The sequence below is a fragment of the Sorangium sp. So ce1504 genome (genome assembly GCF_051521635.1).
GTDB classification, from domain to species: Bacteria; Myxococcota_A; Polyangia; order Polyangiales; family Polyangiaceae; genus Sorangium; species Sorangium cellulosum_B.
The window spans coordinates 4869475-4890962 of sequence record NZ_CP150365.1 but is presented as its reverse complement, the minus strand read 5'-3'; the positions used below and the strand labels follow the sequence as shown (position 1 = coordinate 4890962).

At 68.1% G+C, this 21488-nt stretch carries 16 protein-coding genes; 15 read left to right on the top strand and 1 reads right to left on the bottom strand.

Features of this window, described 5'->3' with window-relative positions; genetic code table 11:
- Positions 1 to 101 precede the first annotated feature (101 nt).
- The 14 genes from WMF39_RS18375 to WMF39_RS18310 all read left to right on the top strand — a co-directional run bounded on the left by WMF39_RS18375 (position 102) and on the right by WMF39_RS18310 (position 19067).
- Entirely contained in the window at positions 102 to 1790 is a 1689-nt protein-coding gene (locus WMF39_RS18375) for a DUF1592 domain-containing protein (protein WP_437746785.1), read from the top strand.
- Positions 1787 to 3223, top strand: a complete 1437-nt coding sequence (locus WMF39_RS18370; RefSeq protein WP_437746784.1) for a DUF1552 domain-containing protein — start codon at positions 1787 to 1789, stop codon at positions 3221 to 3223. Before WMF39_RS18375 ends, WMF39_RS18370 begins: the two co-directional genes overlap by 4 nt.
- Before the next feature lie 334 nt (positions 3224 to 3557).
- Positions 3558 to 4982 (top strand): M64 family metallopeptidase, encoded by a 1425-nt coding sequence (locus tag WMF39_RS18365; protein ID WP_437746783.1) that lies wholly within the window; start codon positions 3558 to 3560, stop codon positions 4980 to 4982.
- Positions 4979 to 5545, top strand: a complete 567-nt coding sequence (locus tag WMF39_RS18360) for a hypothetical protein (protein ID WP_437746782.1) — start codon at positions 4979 to 4981, stop codon at positions 5543 to 5545. The genes WMF39_RS18365 and WMF39_RS18360 overlap by 4 nt, the downstream gene beginning before the upstream one ends.
- 331 nt (positions 5546 to 5876) lie before the next feature.
- Positions 5877 to 7571 (top strand): ribulokinase, encoded by a 1695-nt coding sequence (locus WMF39_RS18355; protein ID WP_437746781.1) that lies wholly within the window; start codon positions 5877 to 5879, stop codon positions 7569 to 7571.
- Positions 7572 to 7582: 11 nt separating this feature from the next.
- Positions 7583 to 9088: an L-arabinose isomerase gene (araA, locus tag WMF39_RS18350; RefSeq protein ID WP_437747994.1), complete on the top strand. Its 1506-nt coding sequence runs from the start codon at positions 7583 to 7585 to the stop codon at positions 9086 to 9088.
- A 10-nt stretch (positions 9089 to 9098) separates the two neighbouring features.
- On the top strand, positions 9099 to 9797 hold the full coding sequence (locus WMF39_RS18345; protein WP_437746780.1) for an L-ribulose-5-phosphate 4-epimerase: 699 nt from the start codon (positions 9099 to 9101) through the stop codon (positions 9795 to 9797).
- Between the two features lie 83 nt (positions 9798 to 9880).
- The gene (locus WMF39_RS18340; RefSeq protein ID WP_437746779.1) at positions 9881 to 10852 is read left to right on the top strand and encodes an ABC transporter substrate-binding protein; all 972 of its coding nucleotides are present in this window, start codon (positions 9881 to 9883) and stop codon (positions 10850 to 10852) included.
- A 48-nt stretch (positions 10853 to 10900) separates the two neighbouring features.
- Positions 10901 to 12424: a sugar ABC transporter ATP-binding protein gene (locus WMF39_RS18335; protein ID WP_437746778.1), complete on the top strand. Its 1524-nt coding sequence runs from the start codon at positions 10901 to 10903 to the stop codon at positions 12422 to 12424.
- Complete coding sequence (locus tag WMF39_RS18330; protein WP_437746777.1) at positions 12421 to 13479, top strand: ABC transporter permease; 1059 nt, start codon at positions 12421 to 12423, stop codon at positions 13477 to 13479. The genes WMF39_RS18335 and WMF39_RS18330 overlap by 4 nt, the downstream gene beginning before the upstream one ends.
- Positions 13476 to 14525 (top strand): galactofuranose ABC transporter, permease protein YjfF, encoded by a 1050-nt coding sequence (yjfF, locus tag WMF39_RS18325; protein ID WP_437746776.1) that lies wholly within the window; start codon positions 13476 to 13478, stop codon positions 14523 to 14525. Before WMF39_RS18330 ends, yjfF begins: the two co-directional genes overlap by 4 nt.
- A 177-nt stretch (positions 14526 to 14702) precedes the next feature.
- Positions 14703 to 17093 (top strand): family 43 glycosylhydrolase, encoded by a 2391-nt coding sequence (locus tag WMF39_RS18320; protein ID WP_437746775.1) that lies wholly within the window; start codon positions 14703 to 14705, stop codon positions 17091 to 17093.
- A 194-nt stretch (positions 17094 to 17287) separates the two neighbouring features.
- A complete protein-coding gene (locus tag WMF39_RS18315) occupies positions 17288 to 17647 on the top strand; it encodes a hypothetical protein (RefSeq protein WP_437746774.1) in 360 nt (119 codons plus the stop codon).
- Between the two features lie 256 nt (positions 17648 to 17903).
- Positions 17904 to 19067, top strand: coding sequence for a zinc-binding metallopeptidase family protein (locus tag WMF39_RS18310; RefSeq protein WP_437746773.1), 1164 nt, complete (start codon positions 17904 to 17906; stop codon positions 19065 to 19067).
- Positions 19068 to 19103: 36 nt separating this feature from the next.
- Here the strand turns inward: WMF39_RS18310 and WMF39_RS18305 are convergent, their stop codons facing one another.
- Positions 19104 to 19922, bottom strand: a complete 819-nt coding sequence (locus tag WMF39_RS18305; RefSeq protein ID WP_437746772.1) for a hypothetical protein — start codon at positions 19920 to 19922, stop codon at positions 19104 to 19106.
- A 651-nt stretch (positions 19923 to 20573) separates the two neighbouring features.
- Here WMF39_RS18305 and WMF39_RS18300 point away from each other — a divergent pair.
- Entirely contained in the window at positions 20574 to 21479 is a 906-nt protein-coding gene (locus tag WMF39_RS18300) for an SGNH/GDSL hydrolase family protein (protein WP_437746771.1), read from the top strand.
- The last annotated feature ends 9 nt before the right edge of the window (positions 21480 to 21488 follow it).

Genomic DNA, 21488 nt, shown 5'->3' with positions numbered 1-21488 from the left:
GCAAAGCGCTGAGGTGGCTCGATGGCCGAGGTCGCGCAGCAGAAGCGATGAAATCTTCCACTCACGATAGCGGTCCGAACGCCGCGTATGATCGATGGGAGGTGGAAACATTCACTCACAGCGGGGCGGCCTCCCGGCTGCTGCGAGCGGTCGCGTGCACTTCGCTCCTCGTTGCAGGGTGCGTGGGTGATATCGGCGGCAACTCGAGCTCCTCTGGCTCCTCGGGCGCCGGCGCGAACCCGACGGGCGGCGGCACGAGCTCCTCGGGCGGCGGAGACGCCGTGTGCAACCCGCGGCTCGAACGACGGATCGTGCTGCTCGCCGACCTGCAGTTCATCAACGCCATCCGGGGTCTCCTGGGGGACGAGGCCATCGAGGCGGAGCAGGCGCCGGACGCGCGGACGAAGCCGTTTGCCAAGAAGGGCCTTGTCGTGGGGACCTCCCTTGTGCATACGCGGCTCGCGAGGGCTGCCTACGCGGCCGAGAGCATCTCGGGGCGCTTCGAGCAGGTGACGGGGTGCGCCGCCGACGGAGACGACGCCTGCGCCAAGACGTTCCTGACGAAGTTCGCGCAACGGGCGTTCCGCCGGCCCGTGGACCAGGCGGAGCTCGACAACCTGTGGTCGGTCTATGCGCTCGGGAAGGAGACGAGCTACGAGCGGGGCGTCTCGCTCGCGCTCGAGGCGCTCATCGCGTCCCCCTCGTTCTCCTACCGCACCGAGCTCGGCGGCGACGCGGACGGCGACGTGGTGAAGCTCGCCGCGCACGAGGTCGCGAGCGAGCTCTCGTTCTTCTTGACGGACGGCCTGCCGGACGAGGAGCTCGCCGCCGCCGCCGACTCCGGGGCCCTGAACGATCCGGAGGAGCTGGCGCGCCAGGCCGAGCGCCTCCTCGAGAAACCCGAGACGCGCAGCAGCCTGAACACCACGCTGATCGCGGCGTGGGGGCTCAGCAACCTCTTCGGCACGGTGAAGGATCCAGGGCTCTTCCCCGAGTACACCCCCGCGCTCCAGGCGAGCATGTTCCACGAGACCGAGCTGCTCGTGGACGACCTCCTGTGGAACCGCGGAGCGGACGTGTCGGAGCTGCTCACCACGAGGGAGACGTTCGTGAACGGCGTGCTCGCGAAGGTCTACGGCGTGGAGCACACGGGATCGAGCCCGGAGGAGTTCACCAAGGTCGAGCTGCCGGCCGACGAGCGCGCCGGGATCCTCACGCAGCCCGGCCTGCTCGCGGCGCTGGCCCGGACCGACAACACGAGCGTGGTGGCGCGAGGGCTCTTCGTGCGCGGCGCGCTGCTCTGCCTCGGGAAGATCCCGTCGCCCCCGGAGTCGCTCTCGGACGCGATCAAGGAGCTGCTCGAGGCCGACATGACCGAGCGCGAGCGCGCCGACGCGCGCGCCGCGAACTCCACCTGCGCCGCATGTCACGCCCAGTTCGACGCGTTCGGCCTGCTGCTCGAGAACTACGATCCGGTCGGCCGGTACCGCGACACCCTCGATGGGGAGCCGATCGACGCGCGCGTCAACGTGGGCAACATCGCCGAGGTCGCGGGGAGCTACGCGAGCGCCGTCGAGTTCGCCGAGGCCGTCGCGCAGAACGACGCGTTCGCCGCCTGCATCACGCGGCACCTGCTGACCTACGGCACGGACGATGAGACGCTCGGGACCAGCGACTGTCAGGTCGAGCGCGTGATCGAGGCGCTGCCAGAGGGCCAGCGGACGCTGACCAACGTCGTGAAAGCCATCGTGACGTCGCCCGCGCTGACCGAGCGCGCCAAGGAGGAATGACCGTGGGCTACAACCTTTCTTATGGATGGTCTCGCCGCCGCTTCCTGCAAGGCATCGGCGCCGCCGCGGGTCTCGTCACGGTGCTCAAGGGCCTCGAGTCGGCCGCCGAGGGAGCGGCGCCCCCGAGGCGCCTGTTGATCGTGCAGCGCCCCGTGGGCACCGTGTACGAGAACTACTGGCCGCAAGGGAACGGGACCAACTTCACGCTCTCCCGCATCCTGACCCCGTTCGAGGCCATGAAGGATCGGATGATCGTGATGCGCGACCTGAAGCTGCCGCACGAGGGGTCTGTCGGCGGCGGCCACGAGCGCGGGACGGTGCTGATGTGCACGGGGACGCGGACCAAGCAGCTGTACCCGGGCAACGGCGGCGACGATCCGATGGCCGAGGCGCCGAGCATCGACCAGCTGCTCGTGAAGCAGGCGGCCGAGCTCCAGGGCACGCCCATCGCGTCGCTCCAGGTCTCCTGCGACAACCGCGCCGACACGCCCGAGGTGTCGACCCGCCACATGTCCTATTCGGGCGCGCGCGCGCCGATGAAGCCCTACTACCAGCCGCTCGAGGTGTACAGGCGCGTGTTCGGCACGCTCATGCCGGGCGGCCCGACGGACGGCAACCTGGACGCCCTGGCGCGGGCGCGCCTGGAGAAGAAGAGCGTGCTCGACTTCGCGCTCAAGGACCTGAGGCGCCTTCAGGGCCTCGCGCCGAGCTCGCAGCGAGAGGCGCTGGAGGGGCACGCCGCCGCCATCCGCGAGGTGGAGAAGGAGTTCGACGCCGACCCGAGGGATCCCGCGTCCTGCGGTGTGCCGCAGGAGCCCGAGACGATCGAGGTGAGCGGGCACATCGATCCCTATGGCAGCTCGCACGTCGTGAACGAGCGCGACGACGTGAAGCACGCGCGCATCGGCGCCCTGCACTTCGCCGTGATCAAGGCCGCGTTCCGCTGCGACCTGACGCGCGTGGTCACGTTCCAGTGGTCCCCTGGCACGAACCACGTGAGCTTCGGCGAGCTGTGGCCGCCCAACTCCGCCATCTTCAAGGTGCACCACACCACGAGCCACGATCCCGATACGCCGGACACGCTCGAGTTCCTCACCCGGGTGGAAGAGTTCTACGCCGGCTACGTCGCCGGCTTCCTGAAGGAGCTCGCGGAGACGAAGGACGTGGCTGGCGGGACGCTGCTCGACACCACGCTGGTCCCGTACATCACGGAGGTCGGCACGCGGCACCACAACTGGGACAAGATGGCGTGGGTTCTGTTCGGCGGCGAGGGCACCACGCTGCGCGGCGGGCAGGTGTGGACCAACGGCAACCGCGGCGGTCGCTCCACCAACGATCTGTGGATGGCGATCGCGGGCTCCTTCGGGGTCCCGGATCTCGTGATGGGGGACAACGACCAGCACACCACGGCGATCGAGGGGCTGTTCGGCTGAACGTGGGCCGGCCGTAGCCGTCAACCAAGCCTCGCGTCGCGTCCTCCCACATCCGAACGTTTACGTAAACGTTCACGTGGTCGTGGTCGTGGTCGTGGTCGTGGTCGTCAACGGTCAGCCGTGAACGACCACGACCACGTAAACGACCACGACCACGTAAACGACCACGACCACGTAAACGTAAACGTTCACGTTGGTGAACGATGGTGGGTGAAGGGGGCGGGTTTCGTGCCCTGCGTGACCGGACGAGCTTGGTTGACGCCTATGGATCCTCGGGGATGGGATACGGTGGAGCTCGGCGTGGACGTCGCCTGCGAAAGGTCGTGAGGTGAACATGATGAAGTCGAGCTTCCACCTGCACCTCTTGAGCCTCATGGCGCTCTGCGCCTGCGGCGAGGCACCGGACAGCCCCGCGGCGACGACCGAGGGCGGCGGCACGTCGGAGGGCAGCACCTCCGCGTCCGGCGGCTCTGCCAGCAGCGGAGCAACAGGCGGCGGAACTCCGGGCGCAGGCGGCGCAGGCGGCGCGGCCCAGAGCGGCTCTACCGGCACGGGCGCAGGGGGGAGCTTCGTGCCCGGCGGCACAGGAGGAGGCGACTCCGCTTACGTCCTCGATTGCGGCGCGAACGGCGTGGCCATCGAGAGCGCGGGCCCACCAGAGAACCGCATCAACTACGTCATCGTGGGCGACGGCTACGACGCCACGACCGTGAACACCACGTACCTCGAGCACATCGAGGAGGCGATGGCCAAGCGCTTCAGCAGCCCGATCGGCGAGCCGTACGGCAGATATCGCAAGTTCGTCAATATCTGCGCCGTCAAGCTGGTCAGCCGCTCGAACGGCATCCCTGGAGCGCTCGGCTGCACGGGCGACGACGAGAGCCGCCTCGCAGAGTGCGACACCCGCGCGGCGGATCAGGCGCTCAAGGCGAACCTCCCCGAGGACTTCGAGGTCGACTGGCACGCCATCGTGTTGAACAACGACCGGTGGTGGAACACGGGCTCGGCCTGGATGCTCTGGTCCGGCGGGCATGGGGACGCCGCCGGAGCGGCCCTGCACGAAGGTGGCCACGGCTTCCATCAGCTCGCCGACGAGTATTGCGCCAAGGCGACGGGCTCTGCCTGCGGCGCGAACACGTGCAGCGGCAGCGGCACGGAGTACGTCGAGGTGAACACCACGGGCAACTGCACGACGACGGCGGGCAAATGGGACAAGTGGCTGGAGTACGACGCCGCCGACGCCACGGGCGTCCAGGGCACGTTCATCGGCAGCCGCTACGTGGATAGCGGACAGTACCGCCCGTCCTCGAACTCGATGATGAACAGCCTGTTCGGAGACAACAAGAACACGAGCTTCAACCCGGTCTCGCGCGAGAAGATGGTCATGGACATCTGGATGCGCATCAAGCCGATCGACTCGGCCGATCCGCCCGCGGGGGCCGTCACGGATCCGGCGACGCTCGCGGTCAAGGTGATCGATCCCGACGTCATCAGCGTGGATTGGACGCTCGACGGCGAGGTGATCGCGACGGACGGCGGCCCCGTCTACAACGTCGCCGCGGCGGGCCTCGCTTCGGGCACCCACACCATCGTCGCCAAGGCCTACGACAACGCCGGCGAAGAGCTTGTGCGCTACCGCAGCGGCGAGTGCCTCGACCCTCCTCCCTCGACCAATCCCCGCTACATCGATCCCTGCTGGGGTCGCGACAACTGGCCCCGCTCGCAAGAGACGGTGACGTGGACCGTGACGATTCCATGAGGTCGGCGCGCAGGCGCTGGTCCGTCGCCGCGCTGCTGCTCCTCGGCGCGGCGCTTTACCTCGTGCATCGCTCTCGAGAGCCCGACGCGCCTCTCCTGCCTTCCTCTCGGCAGGAGACGTCGCGAGAGGAGGCGCCGCGCGAGGCAACGTCGCGCCGTCGGTCGAACGAGCCACCGGCGTCGGCCGGCAGCACCGTGCTCGCCGCGGCGATCGACGACCTGCCCGTGATCGGGCCGAGCCCCGACGACCGCCACGACGGCCCCGCCCACCCCCACCCCATCACGCAGCGCCACGTCGAGATCCAGCATGAGAACGGCCTGATCGGGCTGCTCAATGACGCGATGAGCGCGCGGAACGGCGCGCGCATGCGGGAGCTCGTGCACGAATATCGTCGCACGCACCCCGGCGACCCGAACCATCTCCAGGACGGCTACGAGATCATCGCGGACTGCCTCGACGCGCCGGGCGAGGCGTCGAGAGCGGCGGCGGATGGCTACTACGCCGAGCATCGCGCCTCGACCGTGAGGCGCTTCGTGCGCAGGATCTGCCTCGAAGGCGGCTGAGCCGCGTCCCCAAAGGCGTTCGCCAAGCTCGTTCGGTCACGCTCAGGGCACGAAGCCCCCTCCACCACCATCGGTCACCAACGTGAACGTTCACGTGGTCGTGGTCGTGGTCGTGGTCGTGGTCGTGGTCGTGGTCGTGGTCGTCGCGTGAGCCGGCGGACCATCGCCCCCTCCCGGCCTGACCGCACGACAGTAGAGTTGCAGCCTGGTTCATCCTCCGGGACGGGAGAAGCGTCGCGATCCGGCAGATTGTGATTGACAGTCACATTGTGAACGTTCACATTGAACTCGGGGCACATCCTTACTGGCTTAGCCCGGCCAACGGGTCGTCATGCGCAAGGGAACATTCGTCATCGGGATCGATTTCGGCACCGACTCCGTTCGGGCGGTCGTCGCGGACGCGCGGAACGGCGAGCTCGCGGGGGCCTCGGTCGCGCCCTACCCGCGCTGGGCGCAGGGCCTCTATTGCGACGCGCGCGCGCACCGGTTCCGCCAGCATCCGCTCGACTACCTGCATGCCATGGAGGCGTCCATCCGCGCGGCCCTGGACCAGGCGGGCAGCGACGTCGCCGCGCACGTGCGCGGGATCGCGGTCGATACGACCGGATCCACGCCGGTCCTGGCCGACGCGAAGGGCAGGCCTCTCTCGCTCAGCCCACGCTTCGAGGAGGACCCGGACGCGATGTTCATCCTCTGGAAGGACCACACCGCAGTGGCCGAGGCGGCGCGGATCAACAGCGTCGCCCGGACCTGGGGCGGCGTGGACTACACGAAGTACGAGGGCGGGGTGTACTCGTCCGAGTGGTTCTGGGCCAAGGTGCTCCACGTCCTCGAGACCAATCCGGCGGTCGCGCGCGCGGCGGTCACCGTCCTTGAGCACTGCGACTGGATCCCCGCCGTCCTGACCGGCGCCGACGACCTCCGGCAGATCAGGCGGAGCCGCTGCGCCGCCGGGCACAAGGCGATGTGGCACCCGGAGTTCGACGGCTATCCCTCGAACGAGTTCCTGTCGAGGCTCCATCCGCGCCTGCCCGCGCTCAAGGCCACCCTCGGCTCGCAGACCTGGACCGCCGACGTGCCCTTCGGGACGATCTCGCCCGGGTGGGCCGTGACGCTCGGTGTCCCGGACGACGTCGTCGTCGCCGTCGGCGCCTTCGACGCGCACATGGGCGCGGTCGGCGGCAACATCCAGCCGAACCGCCTGCTCAAGGTCATGGGCACGAGCACGTGCGATATGCTCGTCGTCCCGAAGACCGGCGCGACGGAGGTCCTCGTCGCCGGGATCTGCGGCCAGGTCGACGGCTCCATCCTCCCGGGCGCAATCGGCTACGAAGCGGGGCAGTCCGCCTTCGGTGATGTCTTTGCCTGGTTCAAGCAGCTCCTTAGCTGGCCGCTCCTCGCCATCCTCCCTGCCCTGCCCGGCGCCGGCCACTCGGACCGGAAGACGCTGGCCGACGTGACGCTGGCCGATGCGGCGATCGAGCGGATCATCCCCGAGCTGGAGCGGGCGGCGGCGGAGATCCCGCCGGCGCGGAGCTCCGTGCTGGCGCTCGACTGGCTGAACGGGCGAAGGACCCCGGACGCGGACCAGCGGCTCAGGGGCGCCATCGTCGGCCTCGATCTGGGCACGGACGCGCCGCGGATCTACCGCGCGCTCGTGGAGGGGATCGCCTTCGGATCGCGCGCCATCGTCGAGCGCTTCCGATCCGAGGGGCTCCGCATCGACGGCATCATCGGTGTCGGCGGCGTCGCGCGCAAGAGCCCCCTCACCATGCAGGTCCTCTCGGACGTGCTCGACATGACGGTCGAGGTCCGCGCCGGCGAGCAGCCGGTCGCGCTGGGCGCGGCGATGTTCGCCGCGACCGCCGCCGGCCTTCACGCCACCGTCGAGGACGCGCAGCGCGCGATGTCGTCTGGAACCGAGGCCCGGTATCTGCCGGATCCCACGCGCGCCAGGCTCTATGACGCGCTGTACCGGGATTATGTCGCGCTGGGATCGTTTGTGGAGAGGGAGTTGACGCAATGAGCGGGATCGCCATGCAGGATCTTCGAGAAGGCTTCGAGGTGTGGTTCTTGACCGGCAGTCAGGACCTCTACGGTGAGGAGGCGCTGAAGCAGGTCGCCGAACACGCGCGGGAGATTGCCGCGTCCCTCGACGCCTCGGGCAAGCTCCCGGTCAGGGTCGTCTGGAAGCCGACGCTCAAGAGCTCCGAGTCGATCCTCGCCGTCTGTCGCGAGGCCAACGCTTCGCCGCGGTGCGCCGGCGTGATCACGTGGATGCACACGTTCTCTCCCGCGAAGATGTGGATCGCGGGGCTCAAGCGCCTGGAGAAGCCGATCGCGCACCTGCACACGCAGTACGGCCGCGAGCTGCCCTGGGACAGCATCGATATGGACTTCATGAACCTGAACCAGTCGGCCCACGGGGACCGCGAGTTCGGGTACATCGGCGCTCGCCTGCGCATCGACCGGAGGGTCATCGTCGGCCACTGGACGGACGGCGACGTCCTCGCCAAGCTCGACATCTGGGCGCGCGCCGCCTGCGCCATCCTCGACGGGCGGCGGCTCAAGATCGCGCGCTTCGGCGGCATGAACATGAGAGAGGTGGCCGTCACCGGAGGCGACCGCGTCGAGGCGCAGGTCAGGTTCGGCTGGTCGGTGAACGGCTATGGCGTGGGCGATCTCGTGGGGCGCATCGCCGAGGTCGACGAGCGCGAGGTCGATCGCCTGGTGGCCGAGTACGACGAGGCGTACACCATCGCCCCCGCCCTGAGGAGGGGCGGAGATCGCCACGGCGACCTGCGGTACGCGGCGAGGCAGGAGGCGGCGATGCGCTCCTTCCTGAAGGAGGGCGGCTTCGGCGGCTTCACCACGACCTTCGAGGATCTGCACGGGCTCAAGCAGCTCCCCGGCCTCGCGGTGCAGCGGCTCATGGACGACGGCTACGGCTTCGGGGCGGAGGGCGACTGGAAGTCCTGCGGCCTGGTCCGCGCCCTGAAGATCATGGCGACGGGCCTGCGCGGGGGCGTCTCCTTCATGGAGGACTACACGTATCACCTGGTCCAGGGGCGAGAGCGCGTCCTCGGCGCCCACATGCTGGAGATCTGTCCGTCGATCGCCGCCGGGAGGCCGTCGCTGGAGATCCACCCGCTCTCGATCGGCGGCAAGGGGGACCCGTGCCGGCTCGTCTTCGACGCCGGGGTCGGGCCCGCTGTGAACGTTGCCATGATCGACATGGGCGGCCGCATGCGGATCGTCGCCAACGAGCTCGAGTCGGTGGCGCCCGACAGGGCGATGCCGAAGCTGCCCGTGGCGCGCGCGGTGTGGATCCCGAAGCCCGATTTCAGGCTCGCCTGCGAGGCGTGGATCCTGGCTGGGGGCGCCCATCACTGTGCCCACAGCCGCGCCGTGACCATGGCGCACGTCGAGGACTTCGCCTCCATCGCCGGCGTGGAGCTGGTCCGCATCGGCGAAGGGACCGACATCCGCTCGCTCAAGAACGAGCTCCGCTGGAACGATCTCGCCTACCGGCTGGCGCACTGAGGGCCACGACGTGAGCGCGACCTATCGAGAGCTGCGCGAGCGCGCCTTCACGGCGAACATGGAGATCCCGCGCATGGGGCTCGCGATCTACACGTTCGGCAACGTCTCGGCGTTCGATCGCGACAGGGGCGTCCTGGCGATCAAGCCGAGTGGCGTCCCTTACGATCGGCTGTCGGCCGACGACATGGTCGTGGTCGATCTGGAGGGGAAGGTGGTGCAGGGACACCTCCGCCCCTCCTCGGACACCAGGACGCATATCGTTCTCTACGCGAGCTTCCGCGGGTTGGGTGGCGTGGTTCACACGCACTCGACCTACGCGACTGGTTGGGCGCAGACAGGCACGCCGATCCCGATCTACGGTACGACGCACGCGGATCACCTGGCCGAGGACGTACCCTGCACCGAGGTGATGCGGCCGGACGCCGTGGAGGGCGACTACGAGACGGAGACGGGGAAGCAGATCATCGAGTGCTTCAGGGATCGTAACCCGCTTCACACACCCATGGTGCTGGTGGCGGGACACGGCCCCTTCGCGTGGGGAGAGGACGCCGAGAAGGCGGTGTACAATGCGGCGGTGCTCGAGGAGATCGCGAGGATGGCGTTCATCACCCGCACGATCCACCCGGGTGCCGCGCGCCTGCCCGACGCGCTCGTGCGCAAGCACTTCGACCGGAAGCACGGGAAGAGGGCGTATTACGGGCAGAAGTGACGCCGGACGTCGGGGGACGACGGCGAGGATGACCGAGGTGCCTCATGGAACGAGGCGATGGACGAGAGGAGACGAGCTGCGCCATGAAGAGGAGAAACTTTGTCACCACGGGGATGGTGGCGCTGGCAGGGCTGGCGCTGATCCTGGTCGGGCAGGGCTGTCAGAAGGAAAATAAGCAGATCACGCTCGGGTTCTCCCAGATCGGCGCGGAGAGCGAGTGGCGGACCGCGAACACGAAGTCGATCGAGGAGTCCGCCAAGGCGGCCGGGATCGATCTCAAGCTCTCCGACGCGCAGCAGAAGCAGGAGAACCAGATCAAGGCCATCCGGTCGTTCATCGCCCAGAAGGTCGACGTCATCGCGTTCTCGCCCGTGGTCGAGACCGGCTGGGAGCCCGTCCTGCGCGAGGCCAAGGAGGCCAAGATCCCCGTCATCCTGACCGATCGCGCGGTGGACACGAAGGACGACACCCTCTGGGTCAGCTTCATGGGGTCGGACTTCGTCGAGGAGGGCCGCCGCGCGGCGAAGTGGCTGGTCGAGAAGACGAAGGACCAGAAGGACCCGATCAACATCGTCGAGCTGCAGGGCACCGTCGGCTCGGCCCCCGCGATCGATCGCAAGAAGGGGTTCGAGGAGATCATCAAGGACAAGCCCCAGTTCAAGATCATCCGGTCGCAGACGGGCGACTTCACGCGCGCCAAGGGCAAGGAGGTCATGGAGGCCTTCCTCAAGGCGGAGGGCAAGAACATCAACGTCCTCTACGCCCACAACGACGACATGGCGATCGGCGCGATCCAGGCCATCGAGGAGGCGGGGCTCCGCCCCGGCAAGGACATCCTCATCATCTCGATCGACGCGGTGAAGGGCGCGTTCGAGGCGATGATGGCGGGCAAGCTCAACGTGACGGTCGAGTGCAGCCCCCTCCTCGGGCCGCAGCTGATGAGCGCTGTGAAGGACCTGATGGCGGGCAAGCAGCTGCCGAAGCGCATCGTCACCGAGGAGGGCGTCTTCCCGATGGAGACCGCCGCTCAGGAGTTCCCGAAGCGCAAGTACTGAGCGCGCGTAACGGTGGCGCCGCGGAGGCCGCCGGGGAGGACGTGAGCGATGCAGAGCGGAGCCGTGCCCGTGCTCGAGATGAAGCGGATCTCCAAGGGATTTCCTGGCGTACAGGCGCTCTCTTCCGTCGATTTTCGCATGCTGCCCGGGGAGGTGCACACCCTCATGGGGCAGAACGGCGCGGGCAAATCGACGCTGGTCAAGGTCCTGACCGGCGTCCACCCCCCGGATGACGGGCAGATCCTGCTCGAGGGCCAGGAGATCAGGCCCTCGAGCCCGCAGGACGCGCAGGCGCTCGGCATCAGCGCCGTGTTCCAGGAGGTGAACCTCTGCCCCAACCTCTCCGTGGCCGAGAACATCTTCCTCGGGCGCGAGGACGCCGGCGTCTTCGCGATCCGGTGGGGGGAGATGCGCCGGAAGGCGAGCGCCCTGCTCTCGGACCTCAACATCCACGTCGACGTCACCGCGCCGCTCTCGACCTTCTCGATCGCCGTGCAGCAGCTCGTCGCGATCGCCCGCGCGCTCTGCGCCAAGGCGAAGATCCTCGTCCTCGACGAGCCGACCTCGAGCCTGGCCGAGGACGAGGTGAAGACGCTCTTCTCGGTCATCCAGCGGCTCAAGGCGCAGGGGATGGCGATCCTGTTCATCTCGCACTTCCTCGACCAGGTGTTCGAGATCTCCGACCGGATCACGGTGCTGAGGAACGGTCAGCTGGTCAGCGAGACGCCGGCCGCCGAGCTGTCGCGCATGGAGCTCGTCACGCGGATGGTCGGGCGCGAGGTCGCGGAGGACGGCCCGGCCCGGGCCGAGCGCGCGCGGGCGACGATGCCGGCGGGCGGGCAGGCGCCCCTGTTGCGGGCGCGAGGGCTCGGCAAGAAGGGCTCGGTCAGCGATGTCGATCTCGACGTGCAGCGCGGCGAAGCGCTCGGCCTCGCCGGCCTCCTGGGCGCCGGAAAGACGGAGACGGTGCGGCTCTTGTTCGGGCTCGACGGGGCGGACCAGGGATCCATCGAGATCGACGGGGAGCCGGCGCGCATCGGCTCGCCGCTCGACGCGATCGCGCGCGGCCTCGGCTTCTGCCCCGAGGACCGGAAGGTCGAGGGGATCCTCGGCGACCTCTCGCTGCGCGAGAACATCGTCGTCGCCCTCCAGGCCAAGCGCGGCATCTTCCGCAACCTGTCCCGGGACGAGCAGGACGACATCGCCCGCCGCTACATCGAGCGGCTCGGCATCGTGGCGGCCGACGCGGAGGTGCCCATCTCCAAGCTGAGCGGCGGCAACCAGCAGAAGGCGCTCCTGGCTCGCTGGCTGGCGACCGATCCGCGCATGCTCATCCTCGACGAGCCGACCCGCGGCATCGACGTGGCGGCCAAGGGCGAGATCATGGGCAAGGTCATGGAGCTCTGCGATCGGGGCATGGCGGTGGTGCTCGTCTCCTCGGAGATGGCCGAGGCGCTGCGCTACTCGGACCAGGTCGTCGTCCTGCGCGACCGGCGCAAGGTGGCGGAGCTCGCCACGGACAAGACCGACGAGCAGGCGGTCTACCAGATCATCGCGGGAGGTCAGCCGTGAGCGCGCCCGCCGCCTCCCTGCGCCGGCTCGCCAGCGGGAGCACGTTCTGGCCGCTGGCGATGCTCGGCTCCCTCCTGCTGTTCAACCTCGTCAGCAATCCGCAGTTCTTCGCGATCACGGTCAAGGACGGCCACCTCTACGGCAGCGTCATCGACATCCTGAACCGCGCATCGCCGCTCATGATCATCGCCATGGGGCTCACCCTGGTGATCGCCACCCGCGGCATCGACATCTCCGTCGGCGCGGTCGTGGCCATCTCTGGCGCGGTCGCGGCGGTGCTGATCGGCGGCGAGCTCTCGCCGAGCGGCGGGACCGGCATGGCGGACGCGACGCGTGTCCCGCTGCCGATCGTCGTCTGGAGCGCGCTGGGCGTGGCGCTGGCGCTCGGCATGTGGAACGGCACGCTGGTGTCGATCTTCGGCATGCAGCCGATCATCGCGACCCTGATCCTGCTCGTCACGGGGCGAGGCATCGCCCAGCTCATCACGGGCGGCCAGATCATCACCATCTACTACAGCCCGTATCACGTCATCGGGAACGGCTTCCTCCTGGGGATCCCGGTCTCGCTGTTCATCGTGGCGGGCGTGAGCGCCGTCGTCTGGCTCTTGACCCGCAAGACCGCGCTCGGCATGTTCATCGAGGCGATCGGCGTGAACCCGGTCGCCTCGCGGCTGGCCGGGATCCGCGCGCGCACGATCACCTTCGCCTGTTACGCCGTGTGCGGCCTGTGCGCCGGCATCGCCGGGCTCATCGTGAGCTCGAACGTCAAGAGCGCCGACGGGAACAACGCGGGCCTCCTCTTCGAGCTCGACGCCATCCTGGCCGTGGTCCTGGGCGGGACATCGCTCTCCGGGGGCAAGTTCACGCTGGCGGGGAGCGTCATCGGCGCCCTGATCATCCAGACGCTCACCACCACCATCTACTCGGTCGGCGTGCCCCCGGAGGTCAACCTGGTGGTGAAGGCGCTCGTCGTCTTCCTGATCACCATCGTGCAATCGCAGAAGGTCAGGGATCTCATCGCAAAGCAACGGACGAGGAGGGTGGTCACACCATGATCGACACCGCCGCCGTGACCGGACGGAGCGGCACCATCGCCGCGACCGGACGGAGCGGCACCACCGCCGCGACCGGGCGCTCCGTCCGGATCGACCCGAGGCACCTGCCGCTCGCGGTCACCAGCAGCCTGTTCGTGCTCATGTTCGCGGCCGGGTCGTACCTGTTCGACGGGTTCTTCTCGCTGCAGGTGTTCCTCAACTTCTTCATCGACAATGCGTTCCTCTTGATCACCGCCATCGGGATGACCTTCGTCATCCTCTCCGGCGGGATCGACCTCTCGGTCGGCTCGGTCATCGCGCTGACAACGATGGTCTCGGCGTCGCTCGTCGAGAAGCACGGCTTGAGCCCTGCCGTGGTCATCCCGCTGGTGCTGGCCATGGGCTCGGGCATCGGCCTCGTGATGGGGCTCGTCATCCAGTACTTCAAGGTGCAGCCCTTCATCGTCACGCTGGCGGGCATGTTCCTGGCGCGCGGGCTCTGTTACCTCATCAGCATCGACTCCATCACGATCCGCAACGGCTTCTACGTCGACGTCTCGTCGCACCGCATCCCGTTCCTGTTCGACACCTCGATCACCTGGAACGTGGTCCTCGCGCTCGCGCTGTTCGCCGCGGCCATCTACATCGCCCACTACACGAGCTTCGGCCGCACGATCTATGCGATCGGCGGCAGCGAACAATCCGCCCTGCTCATGGGCCTGCCGGTGCCACGGACCAAGGTGCTCATCTATACCTTGAGCGGGTTCTGCTCGGCGCTGGCGGGCGTCGCCTTCACGTTCTACATGGTATCCGGCTACGCGCTGCACGCCGGCGGAATGGAGATGGACGCCATCGCCGCCGTCGTCATAGGCGGGACCCTGCTGACCGGCGGCCACGGCACGGTCGTCGGCACCCTCTTCGGCGTGCTCATCTACGGCACCATCCAGACCCTCATCATGTTCGAGGGCACGCTCAGTTCCTGGTGGACCAAGATCGTCATCGGCCTCCTCCTCCTGGTCGCCTGCCTGCTCCAGCGGGTCTTCGAGCGGCGCGCCCGTACGGCGTGACACGACGGGGATGAAGTGCGTTCCGCCGGGGTCCGTGTGGCGTCGATAGGCACTTTCGTGCCCGTTCATTGATCATTTCGGAAGCCCTCGGGAATTCAAGCGTCCACAACAAGGAACTGAGAGGTCATCGTGCGCTCCTATGCAGCAGGGATTGTCACTTTCGTTGGATTGATCGCGATGGGGTGCGGCTCGGACGAGCCCAATCCCACCCCGGCGGGATCTAGCACCTCGTCCGGGTCAACCTCGGCAAGCTCCGCGGGTCAGGGCGGAGACGGCGGTGGAACGGGCGGCGACGGCGGCGGCGGCGGCGACGGCGGCTCCGGGGGCGACGGCGGCTCCGGGGGCACGGGTGGCTCTCCGAACGCCGGCGGCGGTGGGGCGGGCGGCGACGGCGATGCGGCCTTCGAGGTGACGACCTACCAGAACCCCGTTCTGCCCGGTGATCACCCGGACATGAACATCTACCGGGAAGGCGACGACTTCTACCTGGTCGGGTCGAATTTCCACATGATGCCCGCCTTCGAGATCCTGCACTCGACGGATCTCCTCCACTGGGAGCGCATGAACCGGGTGGTCCACTCCACCGCTCCCGCGCTGGAGGCGCAGCTCGGCCCGGGCCAGGGCACCTGGGGCGGCTTCATCGTCAAGGCCGGCGATGTGTACCGGGTCTATTACTCCATCGGGGCCACCCAGCATTTCTCCTCGGCGCCGAGCCTCGAGGGCCCGTGGTCAGAGCCCACCAAGGTCGACATCTTCCCCTACACGCCGCCCGGCAGCGAGACCTCGTACGAACGAGGGACCGGCTCCGACAACTCGGTGTTCGTCGATCCCGACAGCGGCAAGACGTACATGATCATCAAGAACGGCCTGTGCAAATGGGACGCGGATCACCCGAGCGACTTCGGCATCAACCTGGTCACGGAGATCGATCCCGACACCGGGATGCTGCTGCCCGAGTCGAGCATCGACATGAGCTTCATCAACTGGGACCAGGAGACCGGCGGCTGCGGCGACTTCACGAATCCTGACTGGAGCAAGTGGGCCGAGGGGCCGACGATGGCCAAGCGCGGCGAGTGGTACTACTACTTCGTCTCGACGCATACGGCCTGCGGCGGCCAGCTGCACGCCTGGGCGTCGAAGAAGCTTGTCGGCAGCACCCCCGAGGACTGGACGTGGCTCGGCTATGTCCTTACCGGCGAGGAGCCGTACGCCGGCGTCCAGCACACCACGTCGCCGATCGCGCTGGAGGACGGCTCGTGGTGGGCCTTTGCCCACTCGTACGACTGCAGCAACGTGGGAACCGACGACACCAAGACCTCGAAGAACGGCGACTGGCAGGGGCTTGGCCGCGAGGGGCTGCTGCTGGAGGTGACCTGGGTCGACCAAGAGGTGAACGGGAAGACGATCCCGGTCCCGCGATACCCGACCAAGAAGGGCGATCTGTCCGCGCCCAAGCTGCCGCAGAGCGGCGTGCCCTTCCTGCTGCCCGTGAACGACGATTTCTCGTCGGCCACGATCAACTCCGCGTGGACCACCTACGGCGCGTCGGAGGACAAGTACTCGGTGGCGGATCGCCCGGGGTGGCTGCGGATCACGCCGGGTGCCGGAGGGACCGCGTGGGTCGTTCAGAAGGACACGCTGCACTCGAGCAGCATGGTCGCGAAGGTCGAGTTCACGCCCGCGGCCGACGGGGACGCGGCCGGCATCCGCGTGGGCAACGGCTACTGGCAGGACGAGCAGGTGCTTTCCTGCCCGACGTGGATGAACGACAGCGAGAAGTTCAGGCTCCCCGCCATCATGGACGTCTCGGTGGCGCGGGTCATGGAGGGCGAGGAAGACAGGATTCGCTTCTCCTTCCGGTCGCGCTCGGTGCAGGCCCCGGCCGAGGCGGGGGCTGCGTACACCGAGCTTGCCGAGCCGGTCGTAGTGGGCGCGTCGGTCCCCGCACCTTCCGGGAAAGCGGTCTGGCTGAAGCTGGTCCGCTCCGAGCACAAGGCTACGGGCTGGTTCAGCACGGATGGAGTCGAATGGACCCAGGTAGGCCCCGAGATCGACATCTCCACGCTCGACGGGTTCTATGCCATGGCTCACACCTGGATTGGCAACCAGGCCGGCATGTTCGCGACCAATAGCCGTGCCTACTTCGACCTGTTCACCTATCGTGATGGATTCACCCCGATCCCGGCCGCGGAGGCGGACCAGCAGTCCGGCGCCCAGGTCGTGTCGAGCACGTCGGCGGGACCGGTGCTCGGTGATCTGGAGAACGGCGATTGGGCCATGTTCGGGAGCGTCGACCTCGGCAGCGGGGGTGTACAGTCGAAGGCGATCGCGCTGGAGGCCTCGAGCGCCGGGGACGGCGGCACCGTGGAGGTCTGGATCGATCCGCTGGCAGGCGGCTCGATGATCGGCACCTGCGCCCTCCCCGGTACCGACGGCTGGGAGAAGTGGACGACGACGACGTGCAACGTGGCGCCCACGTCGGGCACGCACGAGGTCTACTTGAAGGTGAAGGGCGGCCAGGGCGAGCTCGTGCGCCTCGCATCGCTGCGTTTCGTGCCCACCAACTGACCTGCCCGCCACGGGTGGCAAAGCCGCCGGCGGAGTCGCCGGCGGCCGCCCCCTTCCCGGCCGGCCTGACGGCCGCGAGCAGCGAGGAAGCTGCGGCTGGACCTGAACCTCCAAGAAGTGTGGCGTGGCCCCGTACGCCCGCCGGAGCCGGCGCGCTCGGGGCCGACGGGCCTGCCGCTCTCGCCGTGCCAGGCGTGATCAGATACGCCGCTCAGGGGCGCGCCGCGACCGGCGACATGGCCGCGGCCGCCGAGGCTCGGCTCGCCGACGACAAGGCGATGTCGCGCTACTACAACGAGACGCTGGCCGGCGGGAAGTGGAAGGGCTTCCAGACGCAGCCCAAGATCGGCTACGGCGGGAACTATCCGGACTCGGGCTGGCAGCAGTCGGAGAGGAACAACACCGGAGAGCTACCGCGCGACGAAGTAGGCGCGCGCGGCCCCACCCTTCCCCGCATAGGCGTTCACGAACCTTCACGCCGCGTTCTCCTACCTCCGAACGTTTACGTGGTCGTGGTCGTGGTCGTGGTCGTGGTCGTCAACGGCAGGCCGTGAACGACCACGACCACGTTCACGACCACGTTCACGACCACGACCACGACCACAGGTTGGGCCCAGTTCAACCTGGGTCGGGCTGACGGCATTCTGGCCACACTGAGGCACTCCGCGACGTCCGCGACGTTCGAGCACGGCTCGACAGCGCGCTGGGCTGCGCTCGTGTCGCGAGCGCCGAGCCGCAGGCTTGGCATACGGCTTGCGATCCTTGCGATCGCGAGCCGAGGCCGACACGATCGAGGCCGCTCAACCCACCATGACCAATCGCTTCGACAGTCTGATCGCGCGCCTGCGCAGCGCATGGAAGCGGACCAAGCAGCCCACCGCCCCGCGCGCCTACCGCTGCCAGTGCGAAAGGCCCGTGTTCTTCCGCAACAGCGAATGCCTGGCCTGCAAGACGCCGCTCGGCTACGAGCCCGAGCGCGCCCAGGTCCTGCCGCTCAAGGCCGGCCCGACCGAGGGCACCTGGCAGATCTGGCACGACACGGCGGACGCGCCGCAGCTCTACAGGCGCTGCGGCAACTTCGACCTGGCGTCGGGCTGCAACTGGCTGATCCCGGCGGCGGCGGAGGCGCCCGCGCTCTGCGCCGCGTGCCGGCTCAACCGCACCATTCCAGATCTCTCCGTCGCCGAGCACCAGGCGCATTGGCGCCTGCTCGAGACGGCCAAACGACGGCTCGTGTCGCAGCTCCTGGCGCTGAACCTGCCGGTGAAGTCCAGGATCGGCGAGGATCCGGAGCGCGGCCTCTGCTTCGACTTCCTCGCCTCGCCGCCCGACGGGCCCAGGGTGATGACGGGCCACGCCGACGGCGTGATCACGCTGAACATCGAGGAGGCGGACGACGCCACGCGCGAGCGCACCCGCGCCGCGATGCGCGAGCCCTACCGCACGCTGCTCGGGCATTTCCGGCACGAGGTCGGCCATTATTACTGGGACCTCCTGGTGCGCGACACCGGGTGGCTGGCGCCGTTCCGGGAGCTGTTCGGCGACGAGCAGCAGGACTACGCCGCCGCGCTGAAGGCCAACTACGAGCAGGGGCCGCCGGCCGACTGGCCCGAGCGCTTCGTCAGCGCCTACGCCAGCATGCACCCGTGGGAAGACTGGGCCGAGACCTGGGCCCACTATCTCCACATGGTCGACACCGTCGATACGGCGCTCAGCTTCGGCATCGACGCCGACGAGGTGGAGCTCGACGTCGAGCCATGGGGCGCGGACGCGCTGTGGCGTCCGGACGACCGAGGGGCCGAGACCTTCCTGGGCTTCTTGAACGCCTGGGTGGAGCTGACGGCCGTGCTCAACGAGATGTCGCGCAGCATGGGCCAGCATGACTTCTACCCGTTCGTGCTGCCGCGCCCCGCCGTGGCGAAGCTGCAGTTCATCCACCTCGTGGTGAACGGGGCCTCGCCGGCGGTACGCTAGCCGGCGGAGCACTCACGGCAGGGCGCTCGCCCGCGCCTACCGCCCGTACAGGCGCTGGAGCTGCTTCACGAACTCCGGCTTGAACACGCCGTCCACGCGGATCGAGTACCGGAAGAACGGGTCCGGCTCGACGCCGTGGTAATCCATGTCGTTGAACCAGTAGATGGGCGCGCGGACGACCGTGCGCTCCTCCCCTGCCCTGTCGCAGACATAGAACCGCTTGTCGCCGCGCGGGTCGAACGAGATGGACTGCGCCGCGCCGATCGCGCTCCCCGGCTCGGTATCCCGGTGCGCGGGCGCGTGATCGTTCGCCTCGAGGCCGAAGATCACGCACCGCCCGATCTCGACGAACGGCAGGCCCCGGATGAACTCGACCGTCCGGGGGAACATCGCCTTGGCCTCCGCCGAAAAGTCCTTGCCGGAGCCCGAGTGCTTGTCTTCCCAGCGATCGTTCTCGAGCAGATGATAGCAGACCTTCCAGGGGAAATAGACGCCGTAGCGGTACTTCAGGTACAGCATCTGCGCCCGCGTGAGCGGGTGATCCGTCTCGTCTCCGAACGTGTACTCGCGCCGCCGGTCGGGATCGAAGGCGGACGGGTCGTCGCCGAGCGCGATGAAGTCGCAGAACTCGTCGCGCGAGAAGCCCCCGATGACCTCCCCGTAATCCACGTACGGGTCGTCGTGCACCCAGGGCGCGACCACGCCCATCCATTTCAGGCTGCCGCCGGTGTACGAGGGCTCGACGCGGCAGAGGCCGCGCACGATCTCGCGATCGAGCTCGGGGAAGCACGCCGCGTCGATCAGCGGCGACAGGTCGATGTACGGGCGGCCCCACAGGCCGCAGAGCTTGCTCATGCCGTCCTCGCTCCGAGCGGTACCCGCGCGCGACCATGCCGTCAAACCTGCGGGCGCCTTCCTCCACCAGGGCGTAGGTCGACGGGGCGTGGCCCGGCGCGCGGCTCCCGCGCTGCTGGCGCGGTCCTCCCGGTTCACGGCGTCCCAGGAGGCGCACACGTGGCCCGGATCGAAGCCTGGCGTGAACGCCGCAGGGTGGAAGTACGTGCCGGCGATCACGAGCGTCCGGTCGGGCGCACGCGTGACCCAGCCGGCTGGCAGGCCGCGGTCGCGAACACGTTGCCGATCCACCGCCGCGGTCCACCGCCGAACGGCATGGACGCGCAGCGCGGGCGGAGGCCGCGCGCTCGGGCGTGGAGCGCTCGGGACCGAACGCATCGGGGCCTCCCAGAAGGATGAGCCGCGGCGCAGACAACGAATTCGACTCTCGCCCGAATTATTCAATCCACCAACATGAACGTGACGTCTCGCATCGAGGCATAGGCGAGTATGCCTATACATCGATTCAGCTGGCTTGGGTACGACCTCGTGGCAGTCACCTGCATCGGGCGAACGCGGCCCCCAAGGTGCACGGATGAATTGTCAACACAAGGCAATGAATGGCTTTCGCCGCTTGAACCCTCGGCGCCAAGCGGACACTGGAGAAATAAAATGAGGTCGACACGTTCCTACGTTGCTACGAAACTGAGCGTTCTCGGTCTCCTGAGCATCGGCATCTGGGCCTGTGGTGAGGCCAATGACGGTGGTACGTCCTCGACCGGCGGAGGCGGCCCCGACGGGACCACCACCACCACCACCACCAGCGCGGAGACCACGGTCGGCACGGGCGATATGGCCACCAGCGGTGCCGGAGGCGCAGCAGCCGGGAGCACCGCGAGCAGCAGCAGCAGCGCAAGCACCGCGGAGGCCAGCAGCTCGGCCAGCGGCGGAGAAACGGTCGGCACGGGCGGGGACCCGGGCGAGTGCGTCAAGGGCCAGACCAAGGGAAATCAGGTCGCGGTCATCGGCGAATCGTTCATCGCCGCGACTCACGGCATCACGCAGCAGATCGAAAAGCAGGCGAAGGCCAACGGCTCCCTCCCCCAGAACGATCGCTATATCGACAACTCGGTCAGCGGCACGACGCTGGCCAACGATCAGATTCCCAGCCAGTACCGCAAAGCCGCGGAGAACGGCATGATCAAGTACGTGCTGATGGATGGCGGCGGGAACGACTGCTTGCTGAGAGGGGACGGCGACGCGGCCCTCGCGGCGGCGGAGTCGCTGTTCGAGACCATGGAGAAGGACAACGTCGAGAAGGTGGTCTATTTCTTCTATCCAGACCCCATCGGCAACCAGTTCGCGTCGCTCAAGACCTGCCTCGATACGCTCCGACCGAAGATGAAGGCATTGTGCGACGGGCTCACGGCGCCGAAGTGCTACTGGCTGGACCTTCGTCCGACCTGGAACGGACACAACGAGTATACGCAAGACGGAATCCACCCCACCTCTGCCGGTAGCATCGCCACCGGAGATGCAGTCTGGGAAGTGATGAAGACGAGCTGCGTCGCGCAATAACGAGAGATC

Excerpts from the sequence above, each read along its gene's own strand:
- WMF39_RS18355 (WP_437746781.1), top strand. The coding sequence starts at position 5,877 with ATGCGCAAGGGAACATTCGTCATCGGGATCGATTTCGGCACCGACTCC.
- araA (WP_437747994.1), top strand. The coding sequence starts at position 7,583 with ATGCAGGATCTTCGAGAAGGCTTCGAGGTGTGGTTCTTGACCGGCAGT.
- yjfF (WP_437746776.1), top strand. The coding sequence starts at position 13,476 with ATGATCGACACCGCCGCCGTGACCGGACGGAGCGGCACCATCGCCGCG.
- WMF39_RS18335 (WP_437746778.1), top strand. The coding sequence starts at position 10,901 with ATGCAGAGCGGAGCCGTGCCCGTGCTCGAGATGAAGCGGATCTCCAAG.
- WMF39_RS18340 (WP_437746779.1), top strand. The coding sequence starts at position 9,881 with ATGAAGAGGAGAAACTTTGTCACCACGGGGATGGTGGCGCTGGCAGGG.
- WMF39_RS18305 (WP_437746772.1), bottom strand. The coding sequence starts at position 19,922 with ATGAGCAAGCTCTGCGGCCTGTGGGGCCGCCCGTACATCGACCTGTCG.
- WMF39_RS18310 (WP_437746773.1), top strand. The coding sequence starts at position 17,904 with ATGACCAATCGCTTCGACAGTCTGATCGCGCGCCTGCGCAGCGCATGG.
- WMF39_RS18365 (WP_437746783.1), top strand. The coding sequence starts at position 3,558 with ATGATGAAGTCGAGCTTCCACCTGCACCTCTTGAGCCTCATGGCGCTC.
- WMF39_RS18320 (WP_437746775.1), top strand. The coding sequence starts at position 14,703 with ATGGGGTGCGGCTCGGACGAGCCCAATCCCACCCCGGCGGGATCTAGC.
- WMF39_RS18300 (WP_437746771.1), top strand. The coding sequence starts at position 20,574 with ATGAGGTCGACACGTTCCTACGTTGCTACGAAACTGAGCGTTCTCGGT.
- WMF39_RS18360 (WP_437746782.1), top strand. The coding sequence starts at position 4,979 with ATGAGGTCGGCGCGCAGGCGCTGGTCCGTCGCCGCGCTGCTGCTCCTC.
- WMF39_RS18370 (WP_437746784.1), top strand. The coding sequence starts at position 1,787 with ATGACCGTGGGCTACAACCTTTCTTATGGATGGTCTCGCCGCCGCTTC.